Here is a 17,193-nt window from a genome sequence, read left to right on the forward strand (position 1 = left end):
AACCCCTCTCCGGCCCGTCTCCGCGCCGTCTACATCGTACCGCCCCGGATCGGCCGGGGGCCTAATTTGTCTTCGGCTCCCTCTCGGGAACCGGACGCCCCTCAACGATAAGGCGCGTCCTTGGCGATATTCTTGGCGATTTCCCGCTCCCAGCGGTCACCGTTCGAAAGCAGGCGCTCCTTGTCGTAGAAGAGCTCCTCGCGCGTCTCGACCGCGAACTCGAAGTTCGGACCTTCCACGATGGCGTCCACCGGGCAGGCTTCCTGGCAGAAGCCGCAATAGATGCACTTCACCATGTCGATGTCGTAGCGCGTCGTGCGGCGGGTGCCGTCATTGCCGCGCGGACCGGCCTCGATTGTGATGGCCTGCGCCGGGCAGATCGCCTCGCACAGCTTGCAGGCGATGCAGCGTTCCTCGCCGTTGGGATAGCGACGCAAGGCGTGCTCGCCACGGAAACGCGGCGAAAGGCGGCCCTTCTCGAACGGATAGTTCAGCGTCGCCTTCGGCTTGAAGAAATAGCGCATCGACAGGAAGAAGGCCGACACGAACTCCTTGAGGAACAGCGACTTGGCAGCCTGGTCGAGGCCAACCCTGGGACGGCTCGCATTGGTAGTCGTCATGGCGCCCACCCGGTAATCTGGAGGAAGCCGGCGACGATCACGACCATGGTGATCGACAGCGGCAGGAACACTTTCCAGCCGAGACGCATCAGCTGGTCGTAGCGATAGCGCGGCACGAAGGCCTTCACCATCGCGAACATGAAGAAGACGAAACTCACCTTCAGGAAGAACCAGACGAAGCCGAAGATGCCCCAGGACGGCAGGAACGACACCGGTGCCGACCAGCCACCCAGGAACAGGATGGTGGTGAGCGCGCACATGGTCATGATGGCCACGTACTCGCCGAGCATGAACAAGAGGTACGGTGTCGAAGCATACTCGACCATGAAACCGGCCACGAGTTCGGACTCGGCTTCGGCCAGATCGAAGGGCGGCCGGTTCGTTTCGGCGAGGGCCGAGACGAAGAAGATGATGAACATCGGGAAGAGCGGCAGCCAGTACCAGTTCAGGAAGGTCAGCCACGGCACGCCAAGCAGGCTGGCGAGACCCCGGGTCTGCTGCGCCTCGACGATCGTGGTGAGGTTCAGAGAACCGGCGCACAGCAGCACCGTGATGATCACGAAACCGATGGAGACTTCGTAGGACACCATCTGGGCGGCTGCGCGCAGAGCCGAGAGGAAGGGGTACTTCGAGTTCGAGGCCCAGCCCGCCATGATGGTGCCGTAGACACCCAGCGAGGAGATGGCGAACACGTAGAGGATGCCGACATTGATGTTGGCAATCATCACGCCCGAAGTGATCGGCAGCACCGCCCACGCCGACAGCGCAAGCACGCAGGTCACCAGCGGCGCCAGCAGGAAGACGCCCTTGTTGGCGCCGGCCGGGACCACCGGCTCCTTGAGCACGAATTTCAGAAGGTCGGCGAAGGACTGGAACAGGCCAAAGGGCCCGACTACGTTCGGGCCGCGGCGAAGCTGCACCGCAGCCCAGATCTTGCGGTCCGCCAGCAGGTAGTAGGCGATGAAGACCAGGAGACAGACCAGCAGTACCAGGCTGTAGATCAGCGGCAGGCCCACGGTGACGAGGAAGCTGTAAAGCGTCATTCTTTCGCTCGCCCCTTATTCCGCAGCCAACGGCAGAGCGCCTGAGGCGAGCTGCGAACACTGCGCCATCACCGCCGATGCGCGTGCGATGGGATTGGTCAGATAGAAATCGCTGATCGCCACCGCGAAGGCAGCCTTGTCGGGCGTACCGCCGACATCGGCCAGCTTGGCGACTGCAGCCGGATCGCCGGGTACGACCTGATCGACCGCACCGAAATGCGGGAATGCAGCCACGAGGGTCTTCCGCAGCGCGCCGAGGGAGTCGTAGCCGAGCTTGACGCCGAGCACCTCGGAAAGCGCACGCAGGATCGCCCAGTCCTCGCGCGCCTCGCCGGGCGGGAAGGCCGCCCGGTTGGAAAGCTGAACGCGACCTTCGGTATTGACGTAGAGGCCCGAGCGCTCCGGATAGGCGGCGGCCGGCAGGATGACGTCGGCGCGGTGGGCGCCGCGATCGCCATGGCTGCCCTGGTAGACGACGAAGGCGCCCGGCTCGACCGTGACCTCATCGGCACCGAGCAGGAACAGCACGTCGAGCACACCGGCCTTCGTCATGCCGGCCACGTCGAGACCGCCCTCGCCCGGCACGAAGCCGATATCGAGTGCGCCGACACGGGAGGCGGCATTGTGCAGCACGCCGAAACCGTTCCAGCCGTCCTTGACAACGCCGAGCGCGCCGGCAGCCTTGGCAGCGAGCGAGAGCAGCGCGGCGCCGTCGACACGGGCGTAGGCACCGGCACCGACGATGATGATCGGCTTGGCCGCATTCTTCAGAACTTCGGCGAATGCGCCGTTGCCGGCAGCAAGGTCGGCCAGCGTGTCGGCACCCGCGCCCAGATAGTCATAGGTGTAGGTCAGATCGGCCTGTTCACCGATCAGGGCGACCTTGGTGCCACGCAGCCAGCGCTTGCGGATGCGGGCGTTGAGCACGGCCGCTTCCCTGCGCGGGTTCGTGCCGACCAGAAGGATGGCGTCGGCTTCCTCGATCCCGGCAATGGTCGGATTGAAGAGATAGCTCGCGCGACCAAGCGAGGGATCGATCCTGGCCCCGTCCTGACGAGCATCGATGTTCTTCGAACCGAGGCGGGTAATCAGGTCCTTGAGGGCATAGAGCTCCTCCACGGCCGCGAGATCGCCCCCAATGGCGCCGATGCGCTCCGGCTTGGCCACCTTGAGCCTTGCAGCGATGGCCGCGAAGGCTTCCTGCCAGGTCGCAGCCTTCAGGCGGCCATCAACGCGCAGATACGGCCTGTCGAGGCGCTGCGTGCGCAGACCGTCCCAGATGAACCGGGCCTTGTCGGAGATCCACTCTTCGTTCACCGCATCGTTCGTACGCGGCATGATGCGCATGACTTCACGGCCGCGGGCATCGATCCGGATTGCCGATCCGACCGCATCCATCACATCGACGGACTCGGTCTTCGACAATTCCCAAGGCCGGGCATGGAACTCGTAGGGCTTGGAGGTCAGCGCGCCGACCGGGCAGAGGTCGAGCACATTGCCCTGAAGCTCCGACGTCATCGCCTTCTCGAGATAGGTCGTAATCTCCATATCCTCGCCACGGCCGATCGCGCCGAGCTCGGAGACGCCCGCCACCTCGGTCGTGAAGCGGACACAACGCGTGCAATGGATGCAACGGTTCATCACCGTCTTTACGAGCGGGCCGATATACTTGTCCTCGACGGCGCGCTTGTTCTCGGCGTAGCGGTTCTTGTCGACGCCGTAGGCCATGGCCTGGTCCTGCAGGTCGCACTCACCGCCCTGATCGCAAATCGGGCAATCCAAGGGATGGTTGATGAGGAGGAATTCCATCACCCCCTCGCGCGCTTTCTTCACCATCGGGCTCTTGGTGAGCACGACGGGCGGCTCGCCGTTCGGGCCGGGACGCAGGTCGCGCACGGCCATGGCGCAGGAAGCGGTGGGCTTGGGCGGCCCTCCCTTCACTTCGACCAGACACATGCGGCAATTGCCGGCAATGGACAGGCGCTCATGGAAGCAGAAACGCGGGATTTCGGCCCCCGCAACCTCGCAGGCCTGGAGGAGCGTATACTCCGCCGGAACCTCGATTTCCTGTCCGTCGACGATCAACTTGGCCATGGATAACCTTGACGATCAGGCCGGGACCACGGAACGCAGTCCAGACTCTTTCCAAACTCGACTTCGCAAAATTCCGCGCCGCGATCAACTGTTGCGGTGCGAAAATTCGGCGCTGTGACCTGCCGGAAATGGACCACCATTCCCGGCAAAACTTCTTCGACCGGCACGCGCCGGAAAAACTACTCGGCCGCCTGCAGCACCGGATCCGAATGCGGATTGGCGGCATACTGGTCGATCTTGGCTTCGATCTCATGACGGAAATGCGTGATGAGACCCTGAATCGGCCAGGCGGCGGCGTCGCCGAGGGCGCAGATGGTGTGCCCCTCGACCTGCTTGGTAACATCGAGCAGCATGTCGATCTCGCGCTTCTGGGCGCGGCCTTCGGCCATGCGGGTCAGCACCCGCCACATCCATCCCGTGCCCTCGCGGCAAGGGGTGCACTGGCCGCAACTCTCGTGCTTGTAGAAATAGGAAAGGCGGGCAATGGTCGCCACGACGTCGGTGGATTTGTCCATCACGATCACGGCGGCGGTACCCAGACCCGAACGGAGCTTCGACAGCGAGTCGAACTCCATCGGCGTGTCGATGATCTGCTCGGCCGGGACCATGCGAACCGACGAACCGCCGGGGATCACGGCCTTCAGGTTGTCCCACCCACCGCGGATGCCGCCGGCATGGCGCTCGATAAGCTCCCGGAAGGTGATACCCATCGCTTCTTCGACATTGCAGGGCGTATTCACATGGCCCGAGATGCAGAAGAGCTTGGTACCCACATTGTTCGGATTGCCGATCGAGGAGAACCAACCGGCGCCACGGCGCAGGATGGTGGGGGCCACGGCGATCGATTCGACGTTGTTGACGGTGGTCGGGCAGCCATAGAGGCCCATATTGGCCGGGAATGGCGGCTTCATGCGCGGCATTCCCTTCTTGCCCTCGAGGCTCTCGAGCAGAGCCGTTTCCTCGCCGCAGATATAGGCGCCCGCGCCGTGATGCACGTAGAGATCGAAATCCCAGCCATGCTTGTTGCCCTTGCCGATCAGGCCGGCCTCATAGGCTTCGTCGACTGCGCGCTGAAGGGCCTCGCGCTCGCGGATATATTCGCCGCGAATGTAGATGTAACAGGCATGCGCATTCATCGCGAAGGAGGCGATCAGGCATCCTTCCACCAGATGATGCGGGTCATGCCGCATGATTTCGCGGTCCTTGCAGGTGCCTGGTTCGGACTCGTCGGCATTGACGACCAGATAGCTCGGCCGGCCATCCGACTTCTTCGGCATGAAGGACCACTTGAGGCCGGTGGGAAAGCCTGCTCCGCCGCGCCCGCGCAAACCGGACGCCTTCATCTCGTTGATGATCCAGTCCTGGCCCATCTCCAGGATCTGCTTCGTGCCGTCCCATGAGCCGCGCTTGATGGCGGCCTGGAGCCCCGGCGACTGGAGGCCGTAGAGATTGGTAAAGATGCGGTCGCGATCAGCAAGCATGGCGAACCTGTCGGTAAAGGAACTTCATAACAATATCTGGATGAAAGACCGGCCCGGAAGGCCGCCCCTCCCCACTCTCAATCCGGTTTGTCGCCGGTCGGCTTTTCGGGCCGCCAGCCGGTAGCAAGCTTCTTGGCCTGTTCGATCCACTCATCCCGGATCGCCCTGCCCTTGAAGGCACCGAGATTCTGGTCGACCCAGGCGAGGTTGTTCATGTTCCAGGCAGCGATCTGATCGAAGTGATAGATCCCCATCTGGTGCAGCACTTCCTCCAGCTTGGGACCAACGCCATAGATCAGTTTCAGATCGTCCGGGCCGCCTTCGCGCGCCGCCGTCAGAAAGGCGGGCTTGTGCTCGTCGGACACGGGCGCAGCAGCCGGCTCCGCCTTCGCCGGGGCAGCAGCGACCGGCGCGGGAGCGGCGGTCGGAGCGGGAGCGGCGGTCGGAGCGGGAGCGGCGGTCGGAGCGGGCGCTGGCTTGGCAGGCACCGGCGCAGCGGCGGCAGGTACTGGAGCGGCAGCGGCAGGTGCTGCAGCCGGCGCGGCCTTTGCCGCTTCGGCTGCAGCGGCCTTGGCGGCCTCCTGCTTGGCCTTCTCTTCCTCGAAGCGCTTCTTCCAGGAGCCGATGACCGAGCCGTCGTAGAGCGAGGGATCGGTGAGCGTACGGGCACCGCCTTCCGGCTCGGACGAGAAGCGGCCGTTCTGCGGGCCGGGCTTCACTTCCTTGCCGGCTGCGAGGTCGTCCAGGAGCCTGTTGAGGCTCTCCGGGGTAAGATCCTCATAGAAATCGGCATTGATCTGCACCATCGGCGCATTGCAGCACGCACCCAGGCACTCGACTTCCAGCCATGAGAAATTGCCGTCTTCCGTGACGTGGCTCTGCGGTCCGATGCGCTTGCGCACAACGTCCTTGAGAGCCTCGGCGCCCCGCAATTGGCATGGCGTCGTTCCGCAGAGCTGGATGAAATACTTCCCGACCGGCTCGAGCGCGAACATCGTGTAGAAGGTCGCAATTTCCAGGACCCGGATCTTGGCCATGCCGAGGCGCGCCGCAATCACCTCGATCGCCGCCTGGGAAACCCAGCCGCCGGCCTGTTCCTGCGCCTTCCAGAGCAGCGGAATCACGGCGGAGGCCTGTCGCCCGGGCGGGTACTTGGCGATCTGCTGATCGATCCAGGCCTCGTTCTCCGGCGTGAAGGCAAAGCTTGCCGGCTGGAGTTCCTGGGGCGCGAGCCTGCGAACGGACATGCGCTCTATCCTCTTTCCTGTCCCGCGACCGAAAGAGACTCGGCCGCAACGTACACATCAAATCAACGATCGACTTCGCCGAACACGATATCGAGCGAGCCGAGAATGGCCGACACGTCGGCCAGCATGTAGCCCCGGCACAGCCAGTCCATCGACTGAAGATGGGCAAAGCCCGGCGCGCGGATCTTGCAGCGATAGGGTTTGTTCCCGCCATCGGAGACGAGATAGACGCCGAACTCGCCCTTGGGTGCTTCCACCGCGGCGTAAACCTCGCCCTCAGGGACATGGTAGCCTTCGGTGTAGAGCTTGAAGTGGTGGATGAGGGCTTCCATCGAACGCTTCATCTCGCCGCGCTTGGGCGGCACCACCTTGTTGTCCGCCGTCGAGACCGGTCCGGATGTACTGCGAAGCAGGGCGCAGCACTGCTTCATGATGCGGATCGACTGCCGCATCTCTTCCATGCGGATGCAGTAGCGGTCGAAATTATCGCCGTTCTTGCCGATCGGGATATCGAAGTCTAGTTCGGCATAGCATTCATAGGGTTGCGACTTGCGAAGGTCCCAGGCCGCGCCCGAGCCTCGCACCATCACACCCGAATAGCCCCAGGACCACGCGTCCTCCAGGCTGACGAAGCCAATGTCGACATTGCGCTGCTTGAAGATGCGGTTGTCGGTGAGCAGGCCCTCGAGGTCGTCGCACACCTTCAGGAACGGATCGCAGAAGGCTTCGATGTCATCGATCAGCTCAGGCGGCAGGTCCTGGTGGACGCCTCCGGCGCGGAAGAAGGCGGCGTGCATGCGGCTGCCGGACGCGCGCTCATAGAAGATCATGAGCTTTTCGCGTTCCTCGAAGCCCCATAGCGGCGGCGTCAGCGCACCGACGTCCATGGCCTGCGTGGTGACGTTCAGGAGATGCGAGAGCAGGCGGCCGATTTCCGAGTACAGCACGCGGATGAGCTGGCCGCGCTTGGGAACCTCGATGCCCAGCAGGCGCTCGATGGCCAGGCAATAGGCATGCTCCTGGTTCATCGGGGCGACGTAGTCGAGGCGATCGAAGTAAGGGATCGCCTGCATGAAGGTCTTGGCCTCGATCAGCTTCTCGGTGCCGCGATGCAGCAGGCCGATATGCGGATCGACGCGCTCGACCACTTCGCCGTCCAGCTCCATGACGAGGCGCAACACACCGTGGGCCGCCGGATGCTGCGGCCCGAAATTGATGGCGAAATTACGCAGGTGCGGTTGGTCGTTCATCTCGTTCCCAAACTTGTCCAACTGGCCAAACTCGTGGTCGGCACGATAAGCAATCAGCCGGCCTTCGCCTTCTCGTCACCGGGCAGCACGTAGTCGGTGCCTTCCCAGGGAGAGAGGAAGTCGAAGTTGCGGAATTCCTGGTTGAGGCGCACCGGTTCATAGACCACGCGCTTGGCCTCGTCGTCCCAGCGTACCTCGACGAAACCGGTGAGCGGGAAGTCCTTGCGGAGGGGATGACCGTCGAAACCATAGTCCGTCAGCAGCCGGCGCAGGTCGGGATGGCCAGTGAAGAGAATGCCATAGAGGTCGTAGGCCTCGCGCTCGAACCACAGCGCCCCCTGGAACAGCCCGGTAGCGGAGGGAACGGGCGTTGCCTCGTCCGTCTCGACCTTGACGCGGATGCGGACGTTCTTCGTCGGCGACAGCAGGTGATAGACGACGTCGAAACGCTTCTCTCGGGCCGGATAGTCGGCGCCGCACACGTCGATGATCGATACGAAGCGCGAACCGGCGTCGTCGCGCAGGCGCTTGAGCACGGCAAGGACGTTGTCTGGATCGGTGGTGACCGTCAGTTCGCCATAGGCATGCACCACGCCGGTAACGCCTTCGGGGAAGGCCGCCTGCAGGGCTTCGCCGATCGATTGCAGAACTTCTGAAGTAGCCATGTCAGCTCCGCTCAACGCTCGATCGTGCCGGTGCGGCGGATCTTCTTCTGCAGCAGCAGCACACCATACAGCAACGCTTCGGCCGTGGGCGGGCAGCCAGGAACGTAGATGTCGACCGGGACGATGCGATCACAGCCGCGAACCACCGCGTAGGAGTAGTGATAGTAGCCGCCACCGTTCGCACAGGAACCCATGGAAATAACGTAGCGGGGCTCCGGCATCTGGTCGTAGACCTTGCGCAGGGCCGGCGCCATCTTGTTGGTCAGCGTGCCAGCGACGATCATCACGTCCGACTGACGCGGTGAGGCGCGCGGGGCGAAGCCGAAGCGCTCGACGTCATAGCGCGGCATGGAGACCTGCATCATCTCCACCGCGCAGCAGGCGAGACCGAAGGTCATCCACATCAGCGAGCCCGTGCGAGCCCAGTTGATGAGGTTGTCGGCGGTGGTCACCAGGAAGCCGCGATCGGCCAGTTCATTGTTGATGTTGACGAAGAACGGGTCCGTCGAGCCGACCGGCTTGCCGGTATTCGGGTCGATAATGCCTTTGGGCGCCGGCGCAACCAGCGTTCCGCCGGCAGAATTGAGGTTCAATCCCATTCGAGAGCGCCCTTCTTCCAGACATAGACATAGCCGAGGACGAGTTCGGCGAGGAAAATCATCATCGAAATGAAGCCGACGGGCCCCAGATCCTTGAAGGTGATGGCCCAGGGAAACAGAAACGCCACTTCCAGATCGAAGACGACGAAGAGGATCGACAGCAAATAGAAGCGCACGTCGAACTTCATGCGTGCGTCGTCGAAGGCATTGAATCCGCACTCATAAGCCGAGAGCTTCTCCGGGTCCGGGCGCTGGAAGGCCACGATGAAGGGCGCCACCAGAAGCGCCAGGCCGATCACGGCCGAGACCCCGATAAAGATGATGAGCGGCAGATAGCCGGCGAGAAGATTGTCCATCGGAACGAACCCTGGCTGTGGCTGGCCGGGGGCGCCTGGAGCGCTGGCTGCCACGGTTTGGACGATACGGGCATGATGCCGCGTCGAAAGCGGCGATCATACCGGCTGCCCCGCCGTAACGCTTTGGAAAAGCTCCCTCGCGCATGGTCATGGACAACCTGCAGCGAGCCTTAAACCACGGCCATGGGAGGCGCAAGCTTGGAAGCGTTCCAGCCAGGAGATTCCTACCGCAATGCGGCAAACAATCCGGCAATTCTGGCATGATGAAGGCGCATACCCACTTTTGCGTGAAGACGCGGGCAAGACACGCCCTGGAATAGCTGTCAGCCGTGCTGCACCTGCAAAAAACGCCTGGAATACGACGCCCCGGTTATTCCGCCCGGCTTCCGCCGATGGTACCCGCCGGGGGCTCAAGGCAAATACCGGCCTTGGGTCCACACCCGATTTCCAGCAACGGGATCGGCGAGGCCCGAAATGCAAAAGCCAGCCCGAAGGCTGGCTTTTTGGTCACATAATGGCGAGAGAGACGGGACTTGAACCCGCGACCTTCGGCGTGACAGGCCGACGCTCTAACCAACTGAGCTACTCCCCCGTCCCGTCAGCGGCGGCGAACCGTGCTGGCGTGGCGCGGTGTTTATGTGCCGGCATGCGCAGTGTCAAGCCGAATTCGCCCCGCCCCCAAAATTCATTTCGCAATTTTTGCGAGCCGAAAGCGAACGATGTCCTGCGGTGTCAGAATCCGGATGCCACCGACGCCATATTGCTCGGCAAGGTCGATCAGAGCCGGGCTCACCCCCATCCACCGGGAATAAGCTCGCAGCACCATGGTGGCCTCCGGGAATCGCTGGGTGCTGCGCAGGACGGACAGAGGATCGCTGCCCGAGCTGTTCGGCAGAAATTCCCGATGCACTCCCAAGCGCGACTCCACCGTCACGAATCGCCTGGCACCGCCCATCAACATGTAGACGCAGGCCGACATGCATGAGCCATTCACCACGAAGTTCTCGCCATTCGAGGTGACCGCCCGGCCGACGAAGACGCTGGTCCTCAATTTGCGCAGCACCAGACCCAGATTCAGGCTCTCGACGAGACGGCCTCCCGGCGAATCGATGATGAGCACGTCGTTCGCGCCCTGGCGCGCCGCCTGTTGGACGAACGTGATGAATCGTTGCGTGGTTCCCGGCGTGATCTCTCCGGCCGCGACCATGACGATCGGGCAGCGGCGAGCCTTGCATCTGCCTCCCGGGGAAAGGTCCAACGTCTCGAAGTCCATGGCCGCGGCGTGTGCCGCAATCGGTGAAGGTCCACAAAGGACCACAGCGGCAAGCGAGGCCACGCCGAACATGCGTAAAACGGAAGACAGCATGCGTTCCCTTGGCTGGCAGTTCCCGGCGCTAATCGAGATTCGCGACGGGAGCGCGCGCAACGCCCGCCGTCTCCAGCGCCCATGCAGCACGCAAGGCAAGATCCTCGCGCCAGGCCGGCGCGATCACCTGGACGCCGATGGGCAGCTTCTCGCTTTCGCTCCAGAGCGGAACGGTGACGACCGGCAGCCCGATGAAGGAGATCGGTTGGGTGAACAGCCCCAGATTGGCGCGCACCGGCAGCGACTTGCCGCCGACGTCCATCATGGTCTGGCCGAGCTTCGGCGCCCGGCAGGGGGTAGCCGGAGCGAGGATGATGTCGATTCGCTCGAAGATGCGATGCATCTCCCCCTTGAACCACTGACGGAACCTGTGCGCCTGGGCCACCCACGTCGCCGGCACCATGTTTCCAGCGATTAGCCTGTCCCGTACGGCGGGATCGAAATCCTGCGCTCGGGTTTGCAGGCGCTCGCGGTGGAGGGCCCCTCCTTCCGTCGTGGTAATCAGGAAGGCCGCAGCGCGGGCCACCGCTGCTTGCGGCACCGTGACTACCTCAGTGGCATCCAGGACCTTTGCACAGCGGCGCACAGCCTCCAGCACATCGGCATTGGCCGATTGCGCGAAATACTCGTCCGCGACGGCAATGCGGAGGCCTTCGACACCCCGGCCAAGTTCGAACAGGGTGGGCTGCGCGGGACGTTCGGCGAGTGTGGGATCGTCGGGGTCCGGCCCTTGCATGACATCGTAGGCGAGGGCGAGATCGCGGGTCGAACGCGCCAGCGGGCCCATGTGGTCGAGGCTCGCGACGAACGGGAAGGATCGCGCTCTGCTCAGCCGTCCGAAGGTCGGCTTCAGGCCGAACAACCCGCAAAGCGAGGACGGTACGCGAATCGAACCATTGGTGTCTGTCCCGAGCGTCAGAGGCACGAAGCCGGCTGCGACCGCGCTGGCCGAACCGCTCGACGAACCACCGGCCATGTGGTCGAGATCGTGAGGATTGCGGGAGGGACCGTCATGCACGTTCTCGCCCGTGAAGTCGTAGGCGTACTCGCCCATGTTGAGAGCGCCGAGACAGATGGCTCCCTGCCCTTCCAGGCGCTCGATCAGCGTGGCGTCGCGCGCGGCCTGCTGGTTGCTCCGGTTGATCTTGGAGCCGGCTAGCGTGACGACGCCTTCGATATCGTAGAGGTTCTTCACGGCGAAGGGCACGCCGGCGAGGGCACCGACCGGCTTGCCTGCGGCATGGCGCGCGTCGATGGCATCGGCCTTGGCCAAAGCGCGCTCCGCCAGAATCGCGGTGAAAGCCCCTATTCTACCGTCGAATTTCCGGATGCGAACCAGCGCGTGCTCGACCATCGCCCTTGCAGTGAAGCGCCCACTGCGCACGCTCATCGAAATTTCCAGGATCCCAAGGCTGGGCGAGCAGCCGGCGTCGAGAAGGCCGGTCATGCTTCGAACACCGGCGCCGGTTGATTGGCGTCGTCCAGATGGAAGCCGAGCACGATCTCGGCAAACCCGGCGGTGATCTTGAGATTGAGCGCCACGCCCTCCCGGTATTCCGGGGCGATCGGGATCGCGATCATCGGCCCGACCGCGTCGATCACAGCCAGCGCATCGAAGTCCGGTTTGTCGCCCATGTGGCAGCCCCCTAGCAGGATGACCAGAGGACTGTCCCCCCTTCCCCGCACGATGACAAGCCCCATGTTGAGACTGTCAGTGGAGCTTGCGGATTCGCCGCCTCTCCATGTGCTTGGCGAGGCGCAGGAAACGGAAATATGCGTAGTTCGTGGCGGTGGCGATGCCGTAGAGCCCCCGCACGAAATGCCGGCGGCCAATGTAGGCCTTGAGGAAGTTCAGGGGAAATTCGGTCAGGATCCGCCAGGAGTTGAGCGTCTTGCCGCGCGAATCGAGATCTTCAGCCTGCTGTTCGGTGTAGGAGTTCAGCTTCGCGATCTCATCGCCAAGGGAACGCACGGAGAAATGGTGGATCTTGCCCTTGAGCCGCTCGATGCGGGGCGTACCGGTGAAATGAACCCGGTCATGCACGGTCGATTCGGCGTAGCGGCCGCGGTCGAGCCTGTAGAGCCGCACCGGCGAGAGCGTGTGTCCCCAGGGGTGAGGTTCCCGCTCACCCGGAAAGATCTCGGCGATCGTGGTCTCGTAGCCGTCGGCGACCGGCCCGCTTCCCGCGAATGCGGCTCTTATCGAGGCGGCAAGACGAGGCGAGACGACCTCGTCCGCATCGACGTTCAGGATCCAGTTATGCCGGCACTGGTCTTCGGCAAAGCGCTTCTGCGGACCGTAGCCCGGCCAGTTGTTGTGGATGACACGAGCGCCGAGCCGTGCAGCGATCTCCTGCGTGCCGTCCGTCGAGCCGGAATCGACCACGATGAGATCGTCGGTGAGGTCGCGGACAGCCTCGATCGTAGGCCCGATGCGGTCGGCCTCGTTGAAGGTGATGATGAAGACGGACAGCGGCAGCGGACTTGGGGGCACGGCGTTGAATTTCGGCGTTGACATGCGCGTGATCTAATCGAACCGCTCCGAAATGGCCAGCCTGACATCGCCCTAGAGGAAACCGGCAGGTGTGTCATCCCTTTCGGCTTACGTCCTTTGGGCAAGGGCGACGGCCTGTGCTTTCCTGTAATGTGGCGATGTATCGGGCCGGTTCGTGCCCCCCTCGCAACGCCGCGGGCAGGTCGCTCTTCAGGGCTTCGCATCGCTCGTGCCGGATTGGGGCTCCGCGGTTCTTGCCAGGCAAGGCCGCACACCCTCTCTCCCGTCTGAACGGCCGTCGAGGCCACCGAATGAGCAACCAAACTTTCCGCGATGTCCCGGACCGCGAGGCCTTCAGCCAAAGGATCGCGCCCGATCGACCCGCTTCCTGCCAGTTCAATCACAAGACGAGGATCGGACGATGAACGCTACTGCGCAGACCATAAATCCCGACAAGCTCAATACCTTCATGGGCAAGATGCTCAATGACGTGGGCGCCGCGATGAATGCGTCGCTCCTTCTCATCGGCGACAAGCTCGGCCTCTACAAATCCCTCGCCACGCATGGCCCGATGACCTCGGGCGAGCTTGCCGCGAAAACCGGCACGGCCGAACGCTATATCCGGGAATGGCTTTCGGCCCAGGCAGCCTCCGGCTACATCATCTACGACGCGGCGAACGGGAAGTTCTCCATGGAACCCGAGCAGGCAGCCGTCTTCGCCGATGCTGACAGTCCGGTCTTTCTCGGGGCCGTCGGGGATCTGGTGGCGGCGACCATGCTGGACGAGCCGGCCATCTCCGAGGCCTTCAGAACCGGCAGGGGCGTGGGTTGGAACAGGCGCAGCAAATGCCTGTTCTGCGGCACCGCGCGCTTCTTCCGCACCGGTTATCGTCACCACCTCGTCCAGGAGTGGCTGCCGGCGTTGGAAGGCGTGGTGGAAAAGCTCGAGCAGGGCGCCATCGTCGCCGATGTCGGCTGCGGCCACGGCGTTTCCACCATGATCATGGCCCAGGCGTTCCCGAAGTCGAAATTCTACGGCTTCGACTATCACGAGGAATCGATCGAGGATGCCCGCCGTGCGGCCAAGGAGGCAGGCATGGCCGATCGAGTGACGTTCGAGGTGAGCACGGCAAAGACCGTACCGGCCCATCGCTATGATCTCGTCTGCTTCTTCGACTGCCTGCACGACATGGGCGACCCGGTGGGCGCGCTGCGCCACATACGCAGCATCATGGCGCAGGACGGTACCTGCATGCTGGTGGAGCCTTTCGCCAACGACAGCCTGGAGGACAACCTCACGCCGGTCGGACGGGTGTACTATGCTGCCTCAACCGTGATCTGCACGCCGGCGTCGCTCGACCAGGAAGTCGGCCTGGCCCTTGGCGCCCAGGCCGGCGAGGCCCGTCTGCGCAAGGTCGCGGCGGAAGCCGGTTTCTCCCGCTTCCGCCGCGCCACGGAGACCCCCTTCAACCTCATCCTCGAGGCAAGGCTCTGAACAAGATGCGGAGATGGCGCTCCCCTGGAGGGAGCGCGCGCTTCCTCAGTCCAGGTTGAACTTCGACATCTGACGATGCTCGCCATGAATGCGGCGAACGGTGCCGTTGAGCGACCGGTAGATCACGGTCTCCGTCGTGATCACGGAGCCACGGAACTTCACGCCCTGCAGCAAGGCGCCATCGGTGACTCCGGTGGCCGCCACGATGACGTCGCCCGAAGCGAGTTCCTCCATCCGATATTTCTTGTTGGGATCGGTAACGCCCATCTTCAGGGCTCGTTCCCGCTTCGCCTCGGTGTCGAGAATGAGGCGCCCCTGCATCTGGCCGCCGACGCAGCGCAGGGCTGCCGCCGCCAAAACGCCTTCCGGTGCACCGCCGATGCCGAGATAGATGTCGATTCCCGTGTCGAGCGGGTTGGTCGTGAAGATCACGCCGGCAACGTCGCCGTCCGTAATCACGCGGATGGAAGCTCCAACCTTGCGGATCGCGTCGATGATCGGCGCGTGGCGGGGACGATCCAGCACCAGGGCCGTCAACTCGCGCGGCTTGACACCTTTCGCCTTCGCGAGGGCGTGGAGATTCTCTTCCACGGTGGCATCGAGATCGACCACACCCTGCGGATAGCCCGGACCGATGGCGATCTTGTCCATGTAGACATCGGGAGCGTTGAGCAGCGAGCCCGCCGAGGCCATGGCCATCACGGCGATCGAGCCAGGCATGTCCTTGGCGCAGAGCGTGGTGCCTTCGAGCGGATCGACGGCAATGTCGACCTTCGGGCCGAGGCCGTTGCCGACCCGCTCGCCGATGAACAGCATCGGCGCCTCGTCGCGCTCGCCCTCGCCGATGACGACGGTGCCGTCGATCGGCATCTTGTTGAGTTCGCGCCGCATGGCATCGACGGCGGCCTTGTCCGCCGCCTTCTCGTCGCCCCGCCCGCGCAGCAGCGCGGAAGCCACCGCCGCGCGCTCGGTGACGCGCACGAGTTCGAGGGAGAGGATGCGCTCGATGACATCCGTTGGCTTGACCTGAATAATCTCCGACATCGCTTCCTCCGATATTTGTGCCTTGGACGAGCCCTATTCCCGCTCGATCCGGATCAGTTGGGGTGTCTCGACGATGTAGCCGTCGGACACCATCGCATCGAGCGCGTCACGAATGTCCGCCTCGGTCGTTGCGTAGGTGATCAGTACGACAGGAACGGCACCTGCGACCTTGCTCGGGTCGTCTCCCCCGAAGACCCGGCCGCCACGATGCTTCTGCACGATCGACTCCAGCGAGATCCCCCGCTCCGCCATGCGGGTGGCGATGCCGGCAGCGGCGCCTGGCCGGTCGGCGACCGACAGACGGACGTAATAGCCCCCCTTGTGGGCCTGCATGGCAGCGGATGCCAAAGCTTCCAGATCGCTGCTTCTGCGGCCGAAAGGAGCCAGGACGCGTCCGCGGGCGACATCGGCAATGTCGCCGACCACGGCCGAGGCCGTTGCCTCGCCGCCGGCGCCCGGCCCCACGAGGGTCAGTTCCGGGACGGCGTCGGCGTCCACCGCGACCGCGTTGGTGACGCCGTCGACCTGCGCGATCGGCGTCGATTTCGGGACCATGGTCGGATGCACGCGCTGCTCCACGCCCGCCTCCGTCCGGGTGGCAACACCCAGCAGCTTGATGCGGTAGCCGAGTTCATCGGCCGCGACGAGATCTTCCGTAGTGATGCGCTCGATGCCCTCGACATGGATGGCATCGGCGTTGACCTGAGTACCGAAGGCGAGGCTCGTCAGGATGGCCAGCTTGTGGGCAGTATCGAAGCCACCGATATCGAAGGTTGGATCGGCTTCGGCATAGCCGAGGCGCTGCGCCTCCTTCAGGCAGGCATCGAAGGAAAGGCCCTCGGCTTCCATCTTGGTGAGGATGTAATTGCAGGTACCATTGAGGATACCGTAGACGCGGTCGATATTATTGCCGATCAGGGCCTCTCGAAGCGTCTTGATGATCGGCACGCCGCCGGCCACAGCAGCTTCGAAGTTGAGTGCGACGCCCGCCTTTTCCGCACGGCGGGCCAGGTCGACGCCATGGCGAGCAAGCAATGCCTTGTTGGCCGTGATGACGGGCTTTCCGGCATCGAGCGCCGCCTTCACGGCCTCATGCGCCGCTCCCTCCTCGCCACCCATCAGTTCGACGAAAACGTCGACGTCGGGATCGCGGGCAAGTTCGACCGGATTGTCGAACCAGCGGTAACGCTCCAGCGGCAGGCCGCGGTCGCGGCTGCGATTGCGGGCCGATACCGCCGTTACCGCGATGGCGCGGCCGCAACTGGCGGCCAGCGCGTTGGCCCGACGATCGAGAAGATGGATTGTGGCGGCGCCGACAGTGCCGAGGCCGGCGATACCGATTTTGAGAGGATCAGCCATAGTCAGTCCGAAAGTGAAGGTGCGCTCTTGTGCAATGCCGCGAGGCTGGGATCAAGTCACCGCAGCGCTGATTTCTCGCG

General features: G+C 63.7%; 16 protein-coding genes and 1 tRNA gene. 1 reads left to right on the plus strand and 16 read right to left on the minus strand.

Annotated features, from left to right (window positions below; genetic code table 11):
* Positions 1-101: 101 nt before the first annotated feature.
* From nuoI to AC6H34_RS25430, 14 genes are all read right to left on the minus strand, one after another.
* Complete coding sequence (gene nuoI, locus AC6H34_RS25365; RefSeq protein ID WP_497540629.1) at positions 102-620, minus strand: NADH-quinone oxidoreductase subunit NuoI; 519 nt, start codon at positions 618-620, stop codon at positions 102-104.
* Positions 617-1,663, minus strand: a complete 1,047-nt coding sequence (gene nuoH / locus AC6H34_RS25370; protein WP_448147719.1) for an NADH-quinone oxidoreductase subunit NuoH — start codon at positions 1,661-1,663, stop codon at positions 617-619. Before nuoH ends, nuoI begins: the two co-directional genes overlap by 4 nt.
* A gap of 15 nt (positions 1,664-1,678) precedes the next feature.
* On the minus strand, positions 1,679-3,757 hold the full coding sequence (gene nuoG / locus AC6H34_RS25375) for an NADH-quinone oxidoreductase subunit NuoG (RefSeq protein WP_497540630.1): 2,079 nt from the start codon (positions 3,755-3,757) through the stop codon (positions 1,679-1,681).
* Positions 3,758-3,936: 179 nt separating this feature from the next.
* On the minus strand, positions 3,937-5,238 hold the full coding sequence (gene nuoF, locus AC6H34_RS25380; RefSeq protein ID WP_448147721.1) for an NADH-quinone oxidoreductase subunit NuoF: 1,302 nt from the start codon (positions 5,236-5,238) through the stop codon (positions 3,937-3,939).
* A 77-nt stretch (positions 5,239-5,315) separates the two neighbouring features.
* Entirely contained in the window at positions 5,316-6,485 is a 1,170-nt protein-coding gene (gene nuoE / locus AC6H34_RS25385; protein WP_497540631.1) for an NADH-quinone oxidoreductase subunit NuoE, read from the minus strand.
* A gap of 62 nt (positions 6,486-6,547) precedes the next feature.
* A complete protein-coding gene (locus AC6H34_RS25390) occupies positions 6,548-7,735 on the minus strand; it encodes an NADH-quinone oxidoreductase subunit D (RefSeq protein ID WP_448147723.1) in 1,188 nt (395 codons plus the stop codon).
* Positions 7,736-7,788: 53 nt separating this feature from the next.
* Positions 7,789-8,400 (minus strand): NADH-quinone oxidoreductase subunit C, encoded by a 612-nt coding sequence (locus AC6H34_RS25395; protein ID WP_497540632.1) that lies wholly within the window; start codon positions 8,398-8,400, stop codon positions 7,789-7,791.
* Positions 8,401-8,411: 11 nt separating this feature from the next.
* Positions 8,412-8,999, minus strand: a complete 588-nt coding sequence (locus AC6H34_RS25400) for a NuoB/complex I 20 kDa subunit family protein (RefSeq protein WP_448147725.1) — start codon at positions 8,997-8,999, stop codon at positions 8,412-8,414.
* Positions 8,990-9,355 carry an NADH-quinone oxidoreductase subunit A gene (locus AC6H34_RS25405; RefSeq protein WP_448147726.1) on the minus strand — a complete coding sequence of 122 codons (366 nt, stop codon included), beginning with the start codon at positions 9,353-9,355 and terminating at the stop codon, positions 8,990-8,992. The genes AC6H34_RS25400 and AC6H34_RS25405 overlap by 10 nt, the downstream gene beginning before the upstream one ends.
* A 515-nt stretch (positions 9,356-9,870) precedes the next feature.
* Positions 9,871-9,947: transfer RNA gene (locus AC6H34_RS25410), tRNA-Asp, on the minus strand.
* Between the two features lie 93 nt (positions 9,948-10,040).
* Entirely contained in the window at positions 10,041-10,721 is a 681-nt protein-coding gene (locus AC6H34_RS25415) for a COG3904 family protein (protein ID WP_497540633.1), read from the minus strand.
* A 28-nt stretch (positions 10,722-10,749) separates the two neighbouring features.
* Positions 10,750-12,168, minus strand: coding sequence for an AtzE family amidohydrolase (locus tag AC6H34_RS25420; protein ID WP_497540634.1), 1,419 nt, complete (start codon positions 12,166-12,168; stop codon positions 10,750-10,752).
* The gene (locus AC6H34_RS25425; protein ID WP_448147729.1) at positions 12,165-12,356 is read right to left on the minus strand and encodes a DUF4089 domain-containing protein; all 192 of its coding nucleotides are present in this window, start codon (positions 12,354-12,356) and stop codon (positions 12,165-12,167) included. Before AC6H34_RS25425 ends, AC6H34_RS25420 begins: the two co-directional genes overlap by 4 nt.
* Before the next feature lie 76 nt (positions 12,357-12,432).
* On the minus strand, positions 12,433-13,239 hold the full coding sequence (locus AC6H34_RS25430) for a glycosyltransferase family 2 protein (RefSeq protein ID WP_497540635.1): 807 nt from the start codon (positions 13,237-13,239) through the stop codon (positions 12,433-12,435).
* 397 nt (positions 13,240-13,636) lie between these two features.
* Between AC6H34_RS25430 and AC6H34_RS25435 the strand changes: the two genes are divergently transcribed.
* Positions 13,637-14,710 carry a class I SAM-dependent methyltransferase gene (locus AC6H34_RS25435; RefSeq protein ID WP_497540636.1) on the plus strand — a complete coding sequence of 358 codons (1,074 nt, stop codon included), beginning with the start codon at positions 13,637-13,639 and terminating at the stop codon, positions 14,708-14,710.
* 45 nt (positions 14,711-14,755) lie between these two features.
* On the opposite strand, the gene glpX is transcribed toward AC6H34_RS25435, so the two are convergent.
* Both glpX and AC6H34_RS25445 read right to left on the minus strand, forming a co-directional pair.
* On the minus strand, positions 14,756-15,754 hold the full coding sequence (gene glpX / locus AC6H34_RS25440; RefSeq protein ID WP_448147732.1) for a class II fructose-bisphosphatase: 999 nt from the start codon (positions 15,752-15,754) through the stop codon (positions 14,756-14,758).
* Positions 15,755-15,787: 33 nt separating this feature from the next.
* Entirely contained in the window at positions 15,788-17,113 is a 1,326-nt protein-coding gene (locus AC6H34_RS25445; RefSeq protein ID WP_448147733.1) for a homoserine dehydrogenase, read from the minus strand.
* Positions 17,114-17,193 lie beyond the last annotated feature (80 nt).

This window comes from Labrys sp. ALF-8 (genome assembly GCF_059699065.1).